The sequence below is a fragment of the Undibacterium sp. YM2 genome, assembly GCF_009937975.1.
In the GTDB taxonomy this organism is placed as follows: domain Bacteria; phylum Pseudomonadota; class Gammaproteobacteria; order Burkholderiales; family Burkholderiaceae_D; genus Undibacterium.
Map to the genome: position 1 here is coordinate 4,991,986 of NZ_AP018441.1, position 16,758 is coordinate 5,008,743.

Genomic DNA, 16,758 nt, shown 5'->3' on the forward strand with positions numbered 1-16,758 from the left:
AGTACATACTATTATTTGCCTCATGCTCAGAACCATCCTCATACGCCTGCTGTTTGTTATCGCCTTGATCGCCATAGTCCTGGGGCTGGCACGCTATCTGGGCAAAGACAGCAGCAATGTTGCGCCCGATAACTTGCTGGCGAAAGTAGGTATCATCAAAAAACCGGCAGCAACTTCATTTGACTGGCAGGCTGAACTGAATGTGTATGCAGGCATGCATGACGTCGATAGCAGTTATTTTTCTGACCCTTATGCAGTCGCGATAGACAAGCAGGGCACTATTTTTGTCAGCGATGCAGGTGAGCATAACCAGATCTTGAAGATCAGCGTTGATGGCGCAGTTGCGCCCTATGCCGGTTCTGTCGAAGGTTTTGCCGACGGCAAGACTGATCAGGCGGCTTTCAATACCCCTTCCGGCATTGCATTGGATGGCAAGGGTAATTTGCTGGTGGCCGATACCGGCAATCATGCAATACGCAGCATCAGCCCTGAAGGCGTGGTGACGACATTAGCAGGCAATGGCAAACCCGGCTACCGCGATGGCATGGGTGCTGAGACACAATTCAATGGCCCGGTCGGCATAACGGTAGATAAGGCGGGTAATATCTACGTAGCCGACACTTACAATGACCGTATACGCAAGATCAGCCCGGATGGCCAGGTCAGCACACTCGCCGGTGGCAATGGCTCTGGTTATCTGGATGGAGCAGCCGCCGCTGCCCTGTTTGATACGCCAACTGGACTGGCAATCAATAGCAAGGGCGACATCCTCATCGCCGACAGCAAGAACGACGCCATACGCAGGCTGAGCAAGGATGGTCAAGTCACCACCCTGGCCCGTGCCCTTGATGATGAAGAGAAACCCCTGATGCGCCGCCCTTTGAGTATTGTTACCACTTATGACGATCATCTGTACATAGGTGAAGGTGGCAAGGGGCGCATCTTACAGATTTCTCCCACAGGTGAAATGCGTGGTCTCACAGGTGTGGGCATCAGCTTTGAAGCCGGGGATGAAAAGGCCATACGCTTCCAGCAGCCGACAGGCATAGCATTGAATGACAAAGGTGGTCTGCTGGTCAGCGATTCCGCCCGCCTGCAATTGGTGAGCCTGCATAGCAAAGGCATGCCGGACAGCATGTCTGGACAAAAACCGGCAGCGCCAGCCACTATGCAGGAAATAAAAAATACCCGTCTTGATGACGAAATCAAATCCTATCCATGGCCCATCAAGCCGCAAAAATCACCGCACGAAGTCGTTGGCACCATGGGTGAAGTGCGTGGCAATTATGATGGTGAAAGTCGCGACCACTTCCACGGTGGCCTTGATGTACAGGCCAACATGGGCACGACCGTATATGCCATCGCCAGTGAAAAAGTGCGCGGCACCAGCAGTAGCTGGGGTTATGCCGGACTCAGCGAAGGCATCAAGCTCGACAGCATGGCTTATATCCACATGAAGGTCGGGCGCACCGCCAAAGATGCGCTGATTGATGACGATAAATTCCAGCTACAAACACTGGCAGATGGCAAACCCTATGCAGTGCGGGTCAGGCGCGGCACCCGCTTCAAGACTGGCGAAGCGCTGGGCAGTATCAACCGCATGTTCCATGTGCATCTGGAACATAATCATGCAGGTCTTAAAATCAATCCTTTGAAATTGAACTTCCCCGGCCTGGTCGATACCATCGCACCGCAGATAGAAGACATCACTATCGTTGATGGCAGCGGCAAAGAGATCAAGGACAAACAACAGGGCCGCCTGCTCCTGTCCAGCCAGGTCAAAGACTATGGCATCGTCGTCGATGCCTATGACCAGGTCGATGGCAATGCCAAACGCCGTCGTCTGGGCTTGTACCAATTGGGTTATCAACTCTTGTACACCGACGGCAGCCCCGTGCCCGGTTATGAAACCCCACGCATGACGATGGAATTCAATGCCCTGCCACCCGACCGTGAAATGGTCAAATTATTGTATGCAGAAGAAAGCGGCATTACCGTGCATGGTGCCAAGAAAACCCGCTTTTTGTACATGGCAAGCAATACGGTCAAGGATGGGATTGCGAAGAAAGGCAGCTGGGATATCAGCAAGCTGGCGCCTGGCAATTATGTCTTGCGTATCCATACAGCGGACTTTGCGGGGAATGTGGCGAAGGACAATCGGGATTTGGGGTTCAGAGTAGAGTAAGGACAAACTTGTTTCAATGAGCCCTGTTTTTGAGAATGCGATTTTCACGCATGCTAAAATAAAAACAGTACTTATGGCACTTAGCCAGCACACCATTTACCTGAATAATTTGCATCCTTATGAAATTCTATAAATCCTTGCTCAAGCTGATCAATAACAAGTTCCTGCAATTCAGCATCAGCTTGATCAGTATTTCACTATTATCGGCTTGCACACTGCCCAGGTGCTGAAAGAAACCTCACGCAAACCCGGATGATTACTCACTTAGCCCGCTCGCTATTTCTCGTTTTTCTGAGTCAGCTAGCTTGCCCTGCATTTGCAGAAATTGTTCCAGAGTCAGCTGGACATGGTCTGGTTTCGTTCGGTGGCTATCAAACAAAACAAACAAAATCACTGGCAGATCTCCCACAGCCAGTGGTAGCGCGATTGACCGGACATCTTAAAAACCGCCTGGGTGAAACACAATACGCTCATTTGAAATTTGCTCGTGCTCAGTTGCTGGAAGCAGATTTTAAAAATGAGCATGTAAAAGTTCCGGCCTATATATTGCAGTTCGATTTTGAATTACCTGGAACGCCTAAAGTCATTTTTCCTGCTGAAATCTGGCTCCGCTCTGATGCGAGTGTGCTCAGGGAAATCAACCTTCCTGCTTATGCCAGCTCACCTGACAAGCAAGTGTTCCATGCATTTAAAGAATTCATCCCGCTGATTGCCAAAAGAGGTTTCCTCGAAAAAAACATGGCTTACATCATCGAACACGATGAAGATAGTGGCCTCATCAAGAAGGGCATGTTTGAAAGAGACATGACTATCAGGCTTGAATACAATGAGAAATTTGATGCTTTGATCTGGACATTCATCAAGACCTTATCGGATGACAGCTTTACCGCAGAGATGAAATCCATTGTGGTCAATGCTCATACAGGAAGAATCATACGTACCAAGAAGTCGCATACGCTTCGTTGAACTGAGATGTCAGGCCCGGCATCTCTTGCATGGATTATCAGCCTGCCACGCCCAAAATCACACTGGAAGCCTTGAACAGGCCAGTCACCGTGCCACCTACGACGAGACCCATGCTGGTCGCGCTTTCATTGGTGATGATGGCAGCCAGTGTTGCGCCACCTGGCAATTCAAGCACCACTTCGGTATTGACTGCACCTGGCAGGATGCGGCTGATGGTGCCGGTGAGCTGGTTGCGGGCTGACAGCCTGGCCTTGGCATCTTCTTCCATGAGGATGATGGAAGATGCTTTGATGAGTGCAAAGGCTTCTGCACCGATTTGCAAACCCAGCTCCTGCGTGCTTTCATGGGTAATGATGGCGACAATCTTTTGGCCACCGGCTATTTCAAGTTCAATTTCATCATTGATGGCACCGGGTTTGACCTGGCTGACTTTGCCGAGGAACTGGTTGCGTGCACTGGTTTTCATGTTCATTTTCCTGATCAATAAAAAATCGTCAGCAATGCCCTCTGCCTGCCTGTCTAGCTGGGCAATGAAGTCGCGGTGTTCTTGTTCTATGATCTTGAAATTGCTGACCAGTTGTTCACCACGCTTGGTCAGTCTTGTACCACCGCCGCCTTTGCCGCCGGTCAGGCGCTCTACCAGGGGTTCGCCTGCGAGATTGTTCATGGTGTCGATGGCATCCCAGGCGGCTTTATAGCTCATCTTGACGGCTTTTGCGGCCTGGGTAATTGAGCCACTTTCGGCAAGCTGGGCCAGCAAGGAGATGCGGCTTTGGCCTCCAAGGTTTTCTCCATCTACGGTCATCCAGACTGCGCCTTGCAGAGTAATTTCTTTATTCTTTGCATTCATCTGCTACAGTCCTCATTGGCTTTCATGCTGCATATTTTGTGCTTTCGACGAGTCTGCCATCCTGCAAATTCAATACATGCTCACCAAACACCTGGGCGTCTTCTGCATCATGGGTGATGAGTATCATGGGGATATTCAATTGCTTTTGCAGACTGTCCAGCTCTTTGCGCATGCTGATGCGCAGGGGCTGGTCGAGGGCGGCAAAAGGTTCATCAAGCAAAAGTGCACGCGGCTCGGCGATAAGGGCGCGGGCCAGGGCTGTTCTCTGTTTTTGTCCGCCGGATAATTCATGCGGCATTTGCCTGGCCAGGGCTTTGATGTGCAGTGCTTCGAGCCAGTAATCGACTTTTTCATTCTGTACTTTGGCAGATGGATTGCGCCAGCCATGACTGAGACCAAAAGCAATATTCTGCGCCACGTTCAGATGCGGGAACAGGGCGTAGTCCTGGAACAGGTATGCAAGCTGGCGGCGCTGTGGCGGCAGGTTGATACGCGCAGTATGGTCGAACAGGGTATTACCTGCCACATGGATATAGCCAGTATCGGGCGTCATCAAACCGGCGATGGCTTTGAGCACCAGACTCTTGCCCGCGCCAGACGGGCCAAGTATGACGAGGCGCTGGCTATCGCTGCGAACCACAACATCCAGTTCAAAGCGACGCTGGCCAGATTGCAGGCTCTTGTGTATGTGCAGGTCAAATTGCATTTTATTTGCTCATATTCAAAGACGTCACATGCGGTTGGCGATGCGGCCAGGCGCGAGCCTGCCTGCCAGCAGCAAGACCACAATACAGACTGCCGAAGTCAGCAAGACCAAGGTATTGGCGACATCGTCCTGCCCGGCCTGGACCGCTTCATACACAGCAATCGACAAAGTCTGGGTCTTGCCGGGTATGCTGCCAGCCACCATCAGGGTAGCACCAAATTCACCGAGGGCGCGGGCAAAGGCCAGCAATACACCCGCCAGAATGCCGCGCCATGCGAGTGGCAAAGTCACGCGGAAAAACACGGCCATTTCAGAAATACCCAACACCCTGGCCGCCTGCTCCAGTTGCCCATCGACCGCTTCAAAAGCCGCCCGTGCTGGTTTAAATACCAGCGGGAAGGCGACAATGGCTGCCGCAATGACCGCACCCTGCCAGGTAAAAATAAAGCTGAAGCCAAAATGATCTTGTAACCATGCGCCGAGCGCACTACGCCGCCCCAGCAAGACCAGCAGGTAATAACCGAGTACCGTGGGCGGCATGACCATGGGCAGGGTCAGTATGGTATCGAGCAGGTCACGGCCAGGAAAGCGCTTGCGTGCCAGCAGATAGCCCACGCCTATACCCAGCATCAGGTTCAGCAGCGTGGCCCAGCCCGCGACTTTCAATGACAATAGCAGGGCTGTCCATGCTGGGTTCATCTATAACCTTTTTTTTATGGCTTCTGGAAGCCGTATTTAGTCAGGATAGCCTGGCTTTGCGGCAGGAACAAAAACGAGATAAAACGCCTGGCTTCTTCCCCATTGTTGCTGGCCTTGATCTTGGCGACAGGATAGGTGATGGGTATATCCAACGGCACTTCCATGGCGACCTTGACCTTGTCTTTTATGATGGCAGCATCGGTCGCATACACAAAGCCACTTTCAACTTCGCCACGGGCCACATAGTCCAGAGACTGGCGCACGTTCTGGGTATAGATGGCCTTGGCTTCCAGCGCGGGCCAGAGTTTGGCTGCCGTCAGCGCATGCTGGGTATAACGTCCGACCGGCACGCTGGCTGGGTTGCCGATGGCAATGCGCTTGACGCCAGCCTGGCTCAAATCTTCCAGGCGCTTGATCGATAAAGTGCTGTCTACAGGCGCAATCAGCACCAAAGTATTTTTGACGAAATCGCGACGGTCTGCGGCTATAACCAGACCCTGCTTCTGTGCTTCATTCATGCTCTCCTGGTCTGCCGAGGCAAATACATCGACCGGAGCACCTTTGGCAATTTGCTGCAGCAGCGCACCGGACGCACCAAAGTTCAGCGCCACCTTGGCCTCAGGATATTGCGCCTGGTAATTTTGCGCGATTTCTTTGAAGGCATTGGTCAGGCTGGCAGCGGCAGAAACTGTGACTTCTGCAGCAAGGCTGCTGGCTGAGATTGTGCAGAAAGCAATACTGGCAATGAGTTTGCCCAGGGTCTTGATTTGCATAAGGTATCCAGAAGAATAAGTGTCGAACAAGAAGCGTAATATACACTTATATATAGCGATAGAGAAATAAGCAGGTTTGAATACTTGATATGCGTCATGAAAATACCCGCTTCCCGGTATTTCTGCGCAAAAAACATGTGATTTTTACAGGAGTGAGCAATTAAGAATGCATGAGTCTGCACTTTTGCGTTTTTTGCAAGAAGCTAAAGTCCAACAGTTGCGGGACTGCCTCTCAGCATGCTCTTCTTTATATTTCGGTTTTTTGAGGACTAGTGGGTGTCCAGTCTTTGTGTAAGAACGACATTGCTCAGCTATGTATCGTCATGAACAAAGTCCTGGCATTTAAACTTAAGCAGTGCGCTGTCAGGCTGATGAAGCCAAATCATCATTCTTTCTTTATATCCAGTTTATCCAAAACAAAACCAGATATTGGAACAGGTTTGTTCTTTCTCCCATTGCTAAAAAAAGCATTCGTATCAGAGGAACTGGATTCCCGATAAATCGCTATACCGCCAATATCATCTCCAACTTCAAAAAGTCGGTCAAAAAAACTGACTGGAATTTTTCCTTTGCTGTGTTTCTCTATCAAACCAAAAATTCTTTTACTCTCATCAATAAGAAACTCATTGTCATCGCTCAACAAAGGATGCAATATGACAACCGTCACCTTGCCAGGGTCCGGCTTTAATAAGGTCTTATTACTCCCGAGCATAAATAAAAGCGCACATTCTCTGGCACAAACTCCTTTGACCGCCGTATTAAATTTCATTCCATCAATTAGATTCACCAATCCATTCAATTGACTGATGTTTTTGCTTTTCATGCCATAGCAATTACGAAATTCAATCGTTTTATTATTTGGCAGCGTCGAAATTTCCGATTCAATTTTTAAAACTTTCTGATCGTCAAGAATGCCATCAATCACATAGGCCTCATCTGCAAACACCATAGGCATTTGAAATGTAAGCACAATAAAAAAAATAATTTTCAATATTCTGATTAAAAACATGTTTTTGTCATTCTATGGTTATGCCAAGTTTATCTATCGTGTAAGGCGAAAGAGGGACGAGGGTCGCACCATACTTTTCCTGAAAAAAAATCTGCCCGCCCGCTTTTTTGACATCCCTGAAAACCAGAACACCGCCAAATCGATCTTTGACTTTGTACATCCAATCCAAGACCTTTAAATCAGGGTATTCTGAATTTCTAAGTAAAATTTCATGAAGGATTTCCTGTGTAGAGCTCGCGTCTGTCTGATCATTAAATATATAGGCCACTGGATGAAAATGAAGAAATGTCTTACTCCCTTCATTCGCCGCTAAAAAAATTTTTTTCTTTCCAAACAAAAAAATAGCGGCGCAAGCAGAAGAACAATTCCCTTTGACGTAGGTAGGTAATTGATGGCGCACGATTAACTCGCCATATTGTTTGATAAGAAGTGGAGCCCAGTCTGAAGCACCGTTTGAGTCATGCAATTCTATGCCAAGTACATTCCCGGCGTTCACCGCAGACTGAAAAGTATTGAAGCTAGCTTGAGTGATTGGCCCAGTATGAATGAAATTTTTTTCTATGGATTCAGCCAAGCAATTCGGTGTGACGAATATGCACAGACAAGCAGCGTATATACCTAAGGTACTATTGAAATATTTCATCTATTTTACTTCTTGCGTACGTAGCAAAATGTTCGCTGCGCACGCAAAGCTATTCCACAGCAATCAGCTGATCAGAGTCCATTAAGCCAATACTGATACTCGCGCTCCATACATTCAAGATCTCCTTTGCAAGAACCTAAGTTCTGTTCCATTTTACCTCGATTTGGCCACTCTCCGTAGCTATTTTGACCTGTCTCACGAGTAGCTGCAGCATCCCCACCACTAACAATTTGAACTTCCATGTTTTCTAATATACGCATATTTTTATCTCCATTTTTTAAAAAAGTCACTGCCTTAAGACAGTGAAAAAAATTATCTAATATAAAATAAATAATGTCAATTTTTATACTTATAAAAACATTATTTGGCATCCAACAAAACGAGCATGTTTTGCAAAATGCATGAGTGTAAGACCTGCTTTCCTTTTTTCCACTCCTTCTACAAATTGCTCAAGCTCTCAATGGCATGAAGCACGCAAATGGTACAGGCGTAAAAAAACGCAAGGATTTGCATCCCTGCGTTTTTTCCCATTACCTAAGTTGAAAGATCAACGACCGCGTGTATCTTCCTCAGCCAGCATGGCTTTCTTGAGGCTGCGGTCTACCGGGGATTCTCCCAGCCAGATACGCAGCAGGGCATTGTAGAAACCGAGGTCCGGGTAAGGATCGCCCATTTTCTTGCCGTTCAGTGAAACGACCGTGCCTACTCCGGGTATCCAGTCATTGGTCATGACATCGCCTTTTTTGAGTTCGGGCACAGAGGCAAACAATTCACCGAAACGGATGAATTGCGAAGTCATTTTGGACTTTTCTGCCTTGTCGGTGTTTTGTTGAATACCGGTCATGAAGCCACGACCGAATTCTTCATTGCTGAGGTCGCGCAACATGACGATAGTCACGCGGCGTGGTCCTTGTGATGCCAGTACTTCTGGTACTGTGGTCTTTTTCTCTTTCAGATACAGTCCCGCTGCATAGACTTTGAAAATGGCCTTGTAACGTATGCCTGCACCGTTCAACTTCAGATCAGTGCCGCCTACCTGTACGTTTTCATCAAACTTAACCCCGGCAACTTCGGTGGCACTGGCCTGCACACTCATGCACATGACCAGCGCCAGACCTGCCAGGCGCATTACTGTTTTGTTCAATCGCATTTGTCTCCCCTTTTATTTTAATACCACTTGAAAACTGCCCGCCTCGCTTTGGGTTACGAAGGCGGTGCCACTAGCTTACCTGAATTTCAACTTTTGGGCTGTCGGCTTTTTGCAGCGCGTGGCGGGTACTGATGAATCGGTCAAATTCGTCTATGGGAATAGGTTTGCAGAACAGGTAGCCCTGATAAGCCTGGCAACCAGCCTGCAGTAAAAATTCGCGCTGCTGTTCGGTTTCCACACCTTCTGCAATGACGTTCAAATCGAGGCTGGCACCGAGACTGATGATGGTGCGCACGATGTTGGCATTGTTCACATCGTCTGGCAGGTTATGCACAAAACTGCGGTCTATCTTGAGCTGCGTCAGTGGCAAACGTTGCAGGTAAGAAAGGGATGAATAACCAGTGCCAAAATCATCCATGGAAAAACCGACACCAAGTTTCTTGATGGCATGCATTTTTTCTATGACGATGGCGACATCTTCGAGCACCACGCTCTCGGTCAGTTCCAGTTTCAGCAAGACCGGGTTGGTCCCTGTTTCCTGCAAGATGCGTTTGACGTCATCAACAAAACCCGGATGGCGGAATTGGCGGGCACTGACATTGACGGCCAGTTGCATGCCGGATTTGACGGGGTCGTCGGCCCAGATGGCGATTTGCTTGCAGGCAGTTTCCAGCACCCACAGGCCTATCGGCAGAATAAGACCAGTTTCTTCTGCCAGCGGGATGAAGTCCAGCGGCGATACCAGGCCACGTTCAGGGTGATGCCAGCGTAACAGCACTTCCGCACCTATCGGATCACCGAGGGCACTGACCTGCAATTGATAATGCAGGACAAACTGCCTGTGCATGAGGGCATGGCGCAAGTCGGTTTCCATGGCGGTGCGGAATTCCAGCGCGGCCTGCATGCTGGGGTCAAAGAAGCGCACACTGTTTTTACCGAGCGCCTTGGCCTGATACATGGCCATGTCAGCGCGGCGCAATAATTCATCGATGCCAACAGCTTCGGCACCAAACATGGTGATACCTATGCTGCCTGAACTTTCATAATCAATATGTCCAAGATTGATGGTCTGGCTCAGGGTAATGCGGATTTTTTCTGCGACGTTTTCAGCCAGGCCTGCAGCATATTGCAGATCTTCATGCAGGCCTTCAAGCAAGACCACAAATTCATCACCACCGGTGCGCGAAACGGTGTCGTCCGCCCTGACGCAGGCATGGATGCGCTTGCCTATCTGGGTCAGCAGCAAGTCACCCATATTATGGCCCTGGGTATCATTCAGGGTTTTGAAATTGTCCAGGTCTATCATCAAGATCGCACCATAGCGCTGGTGCCTGCGGCTCAGCGACAAGGCGCGCGCCAGCCTGTCGAGCAAGAGCCTGCGGTTAGGCAGGCCCGTGAGTGGGTCAAAGAAAGCCAGCTGATGAATTTTTTCTTCCGAGACCTTGTGCTCGGTGATGTCGTTAAAGGAACCGACATAATTGCTGACCTTGCCGTCTTCATCGAGTACGGCAGAAATGACCAGGCGCTCGGAATAGATTTCACCGTTCTTGCGGCGGTTCCACAATTCTCCCTGCCAGCGGTGATTGCGGCGTATTTCTTCCCACATCTGGCTGTAAAAAGATTCGTCATGACGACCGGATTGCAACAGCCTGGTGCCCTGGCCTACGGCCTCGCTGGCCTCATAACCCGTAATGCGGGTAAATGCCTTATTGACACGCAGGATGACCAGGTTGGCATCGGTGATCAATATGCCTTCTTCTGTTTCAAAGGCCATGGCGGCAATTTCAAGTTCCTTGTCGGCCAGCTTTTTGTCGGTGATGTCGCGCAACAGGGCAACGTATTGTTGCAGGCTTGCTTGCTGGTCATACACGGGTGTCAGCAATAATTCCAGCCACAGCAGCTGGCCATTGGCTGCCTGGCGGCTGTATTCCAGCGTCAGTGGTTTTTGCTCCTGATTGTCTTGCGCCTGCATGGCGGCAACTGCAGATGTGAATAAGTCACCGAGTTTTTTTTCATATAAGGCATGCTCAGCATAGCCACTTAAATGACAGGCAGCTTCGTTGACGTAGTTGATATGGCCATCGCGCGCGGCGATCATGACGCCTTGTGAAGTTGCACTCAGGGCTTCATTGCGCAGGCGCAGCAGGGCTTCGCTTTCTCGCAATTCTTCGGCATTGAGCTCACGCTGGCGGCGTTTGATGGTCGATTGATAGCTGAGCATCCATGCCATCAGGCAAACGATGAGGCCAAAAACCTCAATGAATCTGGATAACCTGGTCGTACCTTGCCAGCCACCATGAGGCAAGGCAGCCAGTTCCCAGCTGCCACCTGGCAGTATGATGCTCTGCCTGACGGCATCGCCAGTAAACAAATTGGCTTCACCGAGAAATACTTCTCCCTTGCTGCCCTTGGCGTCGCGGCCACGTATGGCAAGATTGATTTCATTTTGCACCTGGGCGATGCCAGCCTGCTCCATCAATTGGTCATAATTGACCACCATGGCGACCGATCCCAGGAACTCGTCGTGGTTTTCATGCTGATAAACAGGAATACGTACCACCAGCCCGACACCACCCTGCACCAGGGTCAGTGGCCCGGCTATCTGTATGCTGTGTTCTTCTATCATGCGCTGATAGACTGGCCATTGCTTGGGCAACTGGCGGTAATCAACGCCGAGGATTTTTTCATTCCCTTTGTAGGGATAAACATAGCTGGCCACCGTACCCTTGACGAGTACCAGGTTGCGTATGCTGGGATTGGCACTGGCCACTTCTGCCGCCAGCACCTTGAATTCCTCTTCAGACAGATTGGGTTTGGTGGCAAACGTAACAGCCAGTACCCGGGCGGCAGAAATATTGGAGGTCATGCCGGTACCGAGCTTGGTACGCAGCACCACCAGTTTTTCTATGACATCGACTTTTTGCTTCTGTATCGCCAGTTCGCGTTCATTATTGTCTATGGCCCACAAACCCAGGAACACAATCAGAGACACACCCAGCGCAAAAAGCCTGGGATATCTGGATGACAAGCCGATATATGATTTATCCATCAAGGCGATAAGTGTCCTGAAAACAGGCTGAATGTGCCGCTTTCTTGATTTAAGCCATTGCTCGCTGCTGAATTCTTACTTATTTTATGCCTGCTTCTGATCAATCTTTTAACTCAGGAGCAACAATAAGCTGTTCTTATCATAGTAGCAGAATGCCATATCAGTGACAGGCAGAATTACACCCATGATGTGCAAGAAATGGTTAAGCGGTCTGGCAACAACAAAAAAGCCTGTCCAAACAAGTTTGAACAGGCTTTTTCAGTTTGTTTTGCAGGTCTTTTTGCAAAAAAATCAGGATGCAGCTTTATTTTGCAACTTCATTCAAAAAACTTCTTGACCTTGTCCATCCAGGTTTTGCTTTGCGGGTTGTGCTTGGAACCGCCTTCTACCGTCAGTTTTTCAAAGTCACGCAAGAGTTCTTTTTGCTTTTCTGTCAGCTTCACCGGTGTTTCGATGACAACGTGGCAGAACAGATCGCCCGCATAGCCGGAACGCACGCCCTTCACGCCCTTGCTGCGCAGGCGGAAAGTCTTGCCCGACTGGGTACCTTCAGGCACGGTGAACGATGCCTTGCCACTCAGGGTCGGCACTTCGATATCGCCGCCCAGGGCCGCCTTGACAAAGGAAATCGGAATTTCGCAGTGCAGGTCGTCACCTTCACGCTGGAATACCGGATGCTGCTTGATATGGATTTCCACATACAAGTCACCTGGCGGGCCACCGTTGACGCCCGGCTCACCATTGCCGGATGAACGTATGCGCATGCCGTCATCGATACCTGCAGGGATTTTGACTTCCAGCGTCTTGTTACGCTTGATACGGCCAACGCCTGAGCAAGTAGTACACGGATCAGGAATCATCTTGCCTGTGCCATGACATTTCGGGCAGGTCTGCTGTATGCTGAACAAGCCTTGCTGCATGCGCACCTGGCCATGTCCGGCGCAAGTGGTACAGGTAACAGGTGAAGTGCCTGGCTTGGCACCAGAACCATGACAGGTCTCGCAAGAATCCCAGCTAGGTACGCGGATGGTGGTATCAAAACCGTTGGCAGCCTGCTCCAGTGTGATCTCAAGGTTGTAGCGCAAATCAGCACCACGGTACACTTGCGGGCCCGCATTGCGACGGCCACCACCAAAGATGTCACCAAAAATATCGCCAAAGGCATCCGCAAAACCACCTGCGCCACCACCACCGCCGCCACCCATATTCGGATCGACACCGGCGTGACCATAGCGGTCATAGGCATCGCGCTTCTGGCTGTCGGACAACATCTCGTAAGCCTCTTTGGCTTCCTTGAATTTTTCTTCCGCGACCTTGCTGTCCGGATTGCGGTCCGGATGGTATTTCATCGCCAGCTTGCGGTAGGCCTTTTTGATTTCTTCTTCAGTGGCGTTTTTGCCCAACCCAAGAATCTCGTAAAAATCACGCTTCGCCATCTCTTGTTAACCTCAGTATTGTTCTTGAACTTATGCTGCGGACTTAAGCATTAGCCTAAGCGCAAACGCCGGGTCAGCACCGCAAAGCGAGCCACCCGGCGCGTCATGACGGGCAAGCCCGTCATATCAGTGGACTGGAACAGTCCACCGGCGACGTCTTACTTGCTGTCTTTGACTTCCTTGAAGTCAGCATCCACGACATCATCATCTTTTGGTTTGGCTTCTGCACCGGCAGCGCCTGCACCACCGGCCGCACCTGCTGCTGCCTGTTGTGCCTGCATGTCGGCATAGACTTTTTCACCCAACTTTTGTGATGCGGTGGACAATGCGCCCAGCTTGGTGTCGATCTCAGCCTTGTCACCGGATTTCAAGACATCTTCCAGTTCCTTGATGGCAGCTTCGATTTTCTCTTTTTCGCCAGCTTCGAGTTTGTCGCCATGTTCAGCCAGCGCTTTTTTGGTGGAGTGCACCAGCGCGTCGCCCTGATTGCGGGACTCGGCCAGTTCCTTGACCTTTTTGTCTTCTTCCGCGTTCAGTTCAGCATCTTTGACCATTTTCTGGATTTCATCTTCTGTCAAACCAGAATTGGCCTTGATCGTGATCTTGTTTTCTTTGCCAGTAGCTTTGTCTTTGGCACCTACGTGCAAGATACCATTGGCGTCGATGTCAAAAGTCACTTCAATCTGTGGTGTACCACGTGCTGCTGGTGGGATACCTTCGAGGTTGAACTCGCCCAGGCCTTTATTACCGGCAGCGATTTCGCGCTCACCCTGATAAACCTTGATCGTCACTGCAGGCTGGTTGTCGTCTGCAGTAGAGAACACCTGGCTGAACTTGGTCGGGATGGTCGTATTTTTCTGGATCATTTTGGTCATGACGCCGCCCAGGGTTTCGATACCCAGGGACAAAGGTGTCACGTCCAGCAGCAACAGGTCTTTACGGTCACCAGACAGGACAGAACCCTGGATCGCTGCACCAACGGCAACGGCTTCATCAGGATTGACGTCTTTACGTGGTTCTTTACCAAAGAATTCCTTGACCACGTCCTGCACTTTAGGCATACGTGTCATACCACCAACGAGGATGATGTCGTCGATGTCAGTTGTCTTAACGCCTGCATCCTTGATCGCCATGCGGCAAGGCTCGATGGTTTTCTGGATCAGTTCTTCTACCAGGGCTTCCAGTTTTGCACGTGTGATTTTCAAATTCAAATGCACAGGTGCGCCGTTTGCCATGGCGATGTAAGGCTCGTTGATCTCAGTCTGTTGTGAGCTCGACAATTCTATCTTTGCACGTTCGGCAGATGCCTTGATACGTTGCAAAGCGATAGGGTCTTTGGACAAGTCCAGACCATTGATCTTTTTGAATTCGTCAATGATGTAATCGATAACGCGTTGATCGAAATCTTCACCACCGAGGAAAGTATCGCCGTTGGTGGACAATACTTCGAATTGCATTTCGCCATCTACGTCAGCGATTTCAATGATGGATACGTCGAAAGTACCGCCACCCAAGTCGTATACTGCAATCTTGCGGTCGCCTTTTTCTTTTTTGTCCAGACCAAAGGCCAGCGCAGCAGCAGTTGGCTCATTGATGATGCGTTTAACATCCAGACCGGCGATACGGCCTGCATCTTTGGTTGCCTGACGTTGTGCATCGTTAAAGTAGGCAGGAACAGTGATGACTGCTTCTGTCACTTCTTCACCGAGGTAATCCTCAGCGGTTTTTTTCATTTTGCGCAAAACTTCAGCAGAAATTTGCGGTGGAGCCAGTTTTTTGTCGCGCACGGACACCCATGCATCGCCATTGTCAGCTTTGGAAATGGAGTAAGGCATCAGACCGATGTCTTTTTGCACTTCTTTTTCTTCGAACTTGCGACCGATCAGGCGTTTGACCGCGAACAGTGTGTTCTTGGGGTTGGTCACAGCCTGGCGTTTGGCAGATGCGCCAACCAGGATTTCACCGTCTTCTTGATACGCAATAATGGAAGGCGTAGTACGTGCACCTTCTGCATTTTCTATCACTTTTGGCTGACCGCCTTCCATGATAGCAACGCAAGAATTGGTAGTACCCAAATCAATACCAATCATTTTTCCCATGATAATTCCCTCAGAATTTAGATTTTTTTGTCAATGTTGGTGAGTCAGTGCGTTTTTTTAAGCTGCAACTAACTCGTCTGTTTCGGATATATGGTAAAAAACACGCTTTTCAAGCCACTTTTGCGTGTATTTTTACGCTTTTCTTACTTTCCTTGCGCTACTGTCACTAAAGCCGGGCGCAACAGGCGGTCGGCAATGGTATAGCCTTTTTGCAATACCGTCACGACGGTATTTGCCTCTTGCTCGGCTGGCACCATGGAGATGGCCTGGTGCTTCATAGGATCCAACTTATCGCCCTGGACCGGATTGACTTCGGTCAAACGATTCTTTTCAAATGCTGAACTGAGTTGCTTCAAAGTCATTTCCACGCCTTCTTTCAGAGCTTCTATGGAAGGCGTGTCTATCTTCAGTGCCATTTCCAGGCTGTCCTTGACTGGCACCATGGCTTCAGCAAAGCCTTCAATCGCAAATTTGTGTGCCTTGCTGATATCTTCCTGGGCGCGGCGGCGGATATTTTCACCCTCGGCCTTGGCACGCATGAAGGAATCTTGCAATTCTTGCACTTTTGCTTCCAGCTTGGCAATGACTTGCTCGGCAGTATCCTGTACAGGCGCTGCAGCCTGGGCAGCTTCTGGTGCGGATGTCTGCACCGTTTCACCTTGAACTACACTGTCCAGTTGAACTTCCGGCGCGGTGGCTTCTTTTATTTCTACCTTTTCCGCTTGCTGGTTTTCTTGCTCTTGCATACTTACTCTCCCGATCAAAAACGTACATTACCCCTGCATCTGGGGATATATCCTTACGATTTCAAGGCTTTATCAGCAAATTTTCCTGAACATCCCTGAATTTTCCTTAACTGAGCTTTCCTGACAGGATATTGGGACTAGGCAGCCAAGCTGCAAGCAGCATTTGATGTACAAATGATGTACAAATAAACACATTTCGTAACAAAGTCAGAACAATTCATTACTGGCATCTGCTGCGCCGCCTCCTAAAATAATGAGTAAGAAATATCTCCCCTGGAGGTCTCATCATGAAACTCTCACTCATCTCCCTGCTCTTGCTGGCTTATACCGTTGCCACCGTCGCCTGGATCTGCCTGTCCCAGACAAACCCGCTGGCGTCTTAATCCATCAAGACATGGCAACATTTTCATATTGGCAAGTTTATAAGCTCGCCCGCTACTTTGCTGC

General features: G+C 49.7%; 14 protein-coding genes. 2 read left to right on the top strand and 12 right to left on the bottom strand.

Annotation, left to right across the window (positions count from 1 at the left end):
* Window positions 1–22 precede the first annotated feature (22 nt).
* Window positions 23–2,185 (top strand): gluconolaconase, encoded by a 2,163-nt coding sequence (locus tag UNDYM_RS22945; RefSeq protein WP_162043187.1) that lies wholly within the window; start codon window positions 23–25, stop codon window positions 2,183–2,185.
* Between the two features lie 252 nt (window positions 2,186–2,437).
* A complete protein-coding gene (locus UNDYM_RS22950; protein ID WP_162043188.1) occupies window positions 2,438–3,151 on the top strand; it encodes a hypothetical protein in 714 nt (237 codons plus the stop codon).
* Window positions 3,152–3,188: 37 nt separating this feature from the next.
* Here the strand turns inward: UNDYM_RS22950 and UNDYM_RS22955 are convergent, their stop codons facing one another.
* The 12 genes from UNDYM_RS22955 to grpE form a co-directional block, all read right to left on the bottom strand.
* A complete protein-coding gene (locus UNDYM_RS22955; protein ID WP_162043189.1) occupies window positions 3,189–4,001 on the bottom strand; it encodes a TOBE domain-containing protein in 813 nt (270 codons plus the stop codon).
* A 22-nt stretch (window positions 4,002–4,023) separates the two neighbouring features.
* Window positions 4,024–4,707, bottom strand: coding sequence for an ABC transporter ATP-binding protein (locus tag UNDYM_RS22960; RefSeq protein WP_162043190.1), 684 nt, complete (start codon window positions 4,705–4,707; stop codon window positions 4,024–4,026).
* Window positions 4,708–4,731: 24 nt separating this feature from the next.
* A complete protein-coding gene (gene modB, locus UNDYM_RS22965; protein WP_162043191.1) occupies window positions 4,732–5,406 on the bottom strand; it encodes a molybdate ABC transporter permease subunit in 675 nt (224 codons plus the stop codon).
* A gap of 14 nt (window positions 5,407–5,420) precedes the next feature.
* Window positions 5,421–6,179, bottom strand: a complete 759-nt coding sequence (modA, locus tag UNDYM_RS22970) for a molybdate ABC transporter substrate-binding protein (protein ID WP_162043192.1) — start codon at window positions 6,177–6,179, stop codon at window positions 5,421–5,423.
* A gap of 385 nt (window positions 6,180–6,564) precedes the next feature.
* Complete coding sequence (locus tag UNDYM_RS22975) at window positions 6,565–7,188, bottom strand: hypothetical protein (protein WP_162043193.1); 624 nt, start codon at window positions 7,186–7,188, stop codon at window positions 6,565–6,567.
* Between the two features lie 7 nt (window positions 7,189–7,195).
* On the bottom strand, window positions 7,196–7,831 hold the full coding sequence (locus UNDYM_RS22980) for a hypothetical protein (protein ID WP_162043194.1): 636 nt from the start codon (window positions 7,829–7,831) through the stop codon (window positions 7,196–7,198).
* Between the two features lie 71 nt (window positions 7,832–7,902).
* Complete coding sequence (locus tag UNDYM_RS22985) at window positions 7,903–8,202, bottom strand: hypothetical protein (RefSeq protein WP_162043195.1); 300 nt, start codon at window positions 8,200–8,202, stop codon at window positions 7,903–7,905.
* 176 nt (window positions 8,203–8,378) lie between these two features.
* On the bottom strand, window positions 8,379–8,981 hold the full coding sequence (locus UNDYM_RS22990; protein WP_162043196.1) for a chalcone isomerase family protein: 603 nt from the start codon (window positions 8,979–8,981) through the stop codon (window positions 8,379–8,381).
* Window positions 8,982–9,051: 70 nt separating this feature from the next.
* Window positions 9,052–12,030 (bottom strand): EAL domain-containing protein, encoded by a 2,979-nt coding sequence (locus tag UNDYM_RS22995; RefSeq protein ID WP_162043197.1) that lies wholly within the window; start codon window positions 12,028–12,030, stop codon window positions 9,052–9,054.
* A 317-nt stretch (window positions 12,031–12,347) separates the two neighbouring features.
* Complete coding sequence (gene dnaJ, locus UNDYM_RS23000) at window positions 12,348–13,466, bottom strand: molecular chaperone DnaJ (RefSeq protein WP_162043198.1); 1,119 nt, start codon at window positions 13,464–13,466, stop codon at window positions 12,348–12,350.
* A 158-nt stretch (window positions 13,467–13,624) separates the two neighbouring features.
* Window positions 13,625–15,565 carry a molecular chaperone DnaK gene (gene dnaK / locus UNDYM_RS23005; RefSeq protein WP_162043199.1) on the bottom strand — a complete coding sequence of 647 codons (1,941 nt, stop codon included), beginning with the start codon at window positions 15,563–15,565 and terminating at the stop codon, window positions 13,625–13,627.
* Window positions 15,566–15,708: 143 nt separating this feature from the next.
* A complete protein-coding gene (gene grpE, locus UNDYM_RS23010) occupies window positions 15,709–16,311 on the bottom strand; it encodes a nucleotide exchange factor GrpE (protein WP_162043200.1) in 603 nt (200 codons plus the stop codon).
* Between the last annotated feature and the right edge of the window lie 447 nt (window positions 16,312–16,758).

Excerpts from the sequence above, each read along its gene's own strand:
- grpE (WP_162043200.1), bottom strand. The coding sequence starts at position 16,311 with ATGCAAGAGCAAGAAAACCAGCAAGCGGAAAAGGTAGAAATAAAAGAA.
- UNDYM_RS22950 (WP_162043188.1), top strand. The coding sequence starts at position 2,438 with ATGATTACTCACTTAGCCCGCTCGCTATTTCTCGTTTTTCTGAGTCAG.
- UNDYM_RS22995 (WP_162043197.1), bottom strand. The coding sequence starts at position 12,030 with ATGGATAAATCATATATCGGCTTGTCATCCAGATATCCCAGGCTTTTT.
- UNDYM_RS22955 (WP_162043189.1), bottom strand. The coding sequence starts at position 4,001 with ATGAATGCAAAGAATAAAGAAATTACTCTGCAAGGCGCAGTCTGGATG.
- dnaK (WP_162043199.1), bottom strand. The coding sequence starts at position 15,565 with ATGGGAAAAATGATTGGTATTGATTTGGGTACTACCAATTCTTGCGTT.
- UNDYM_RS22990 (WP_162043196.1), bottom strand. The coding sequence starts at position 8,981 with ATGCGATTGAACAAAACAGTAATGCGCCTGGCAGGTCTGGCGCTGGTC.
- UNDYM_RS22945 (WP_162043187.1), top strand. The coding sequence starts at position 23 with ATGCTCAGAACCATCCTCATACGCCTGCTGTTTGTTATCGCCTTGATC.
- UNDYM_RS22985 (WP_162043195.1), bottom strand. The coding sequence starts at position 8,202 with ATGCCAAATAATGTTTTTATAAGTATAAAAATTGACATTATTTATTTT.
- UNDYM_RS22975 (WP_162043193.1), bottom strand. The coding sequence starts at position 7,188 with ATGTTTTTAATCAGAATATTGAAAATTATTTTTTTTATTGTGCTTACA.
- UNDYM_RS22960 (WP_162043190.1), bottom strand. The coding sequence starts at position 4,707 with ATGCAATTTGACCTGCACATACACAAGAGCCTGCAATCTGGCCAGCGT.
- modA (WP_162043192.1), bottom strand. The coding sequence starts at position 6,179 with ATGCAAATCAAGACCCTGGGCAAACTCATTGCCAGTATTGCTTTCTGC.
- dnaJ (WP_162043198.1), bottom strand. The coding sequence starts at position 13,466 with ATGGCGAAGCGTGATTTTTACGAGATTCTTGGGTTGGGCAAAAACGCC.
- modB (WP_162043191.1), bottom strand. The coding sequence starts at position 5,406 with ATGAACCCAGCATGGACAGCCCTGCTATTGTCATTGAAAGTCGCGGGC.
- UNDYM_RS22980 (WP_162043194.1), bottom strand. The coding sequence starts at position 7,831 with ATGAAATATTTCAATAGTACCTTAGGTATATACGCTGCTTGTCTGTGC.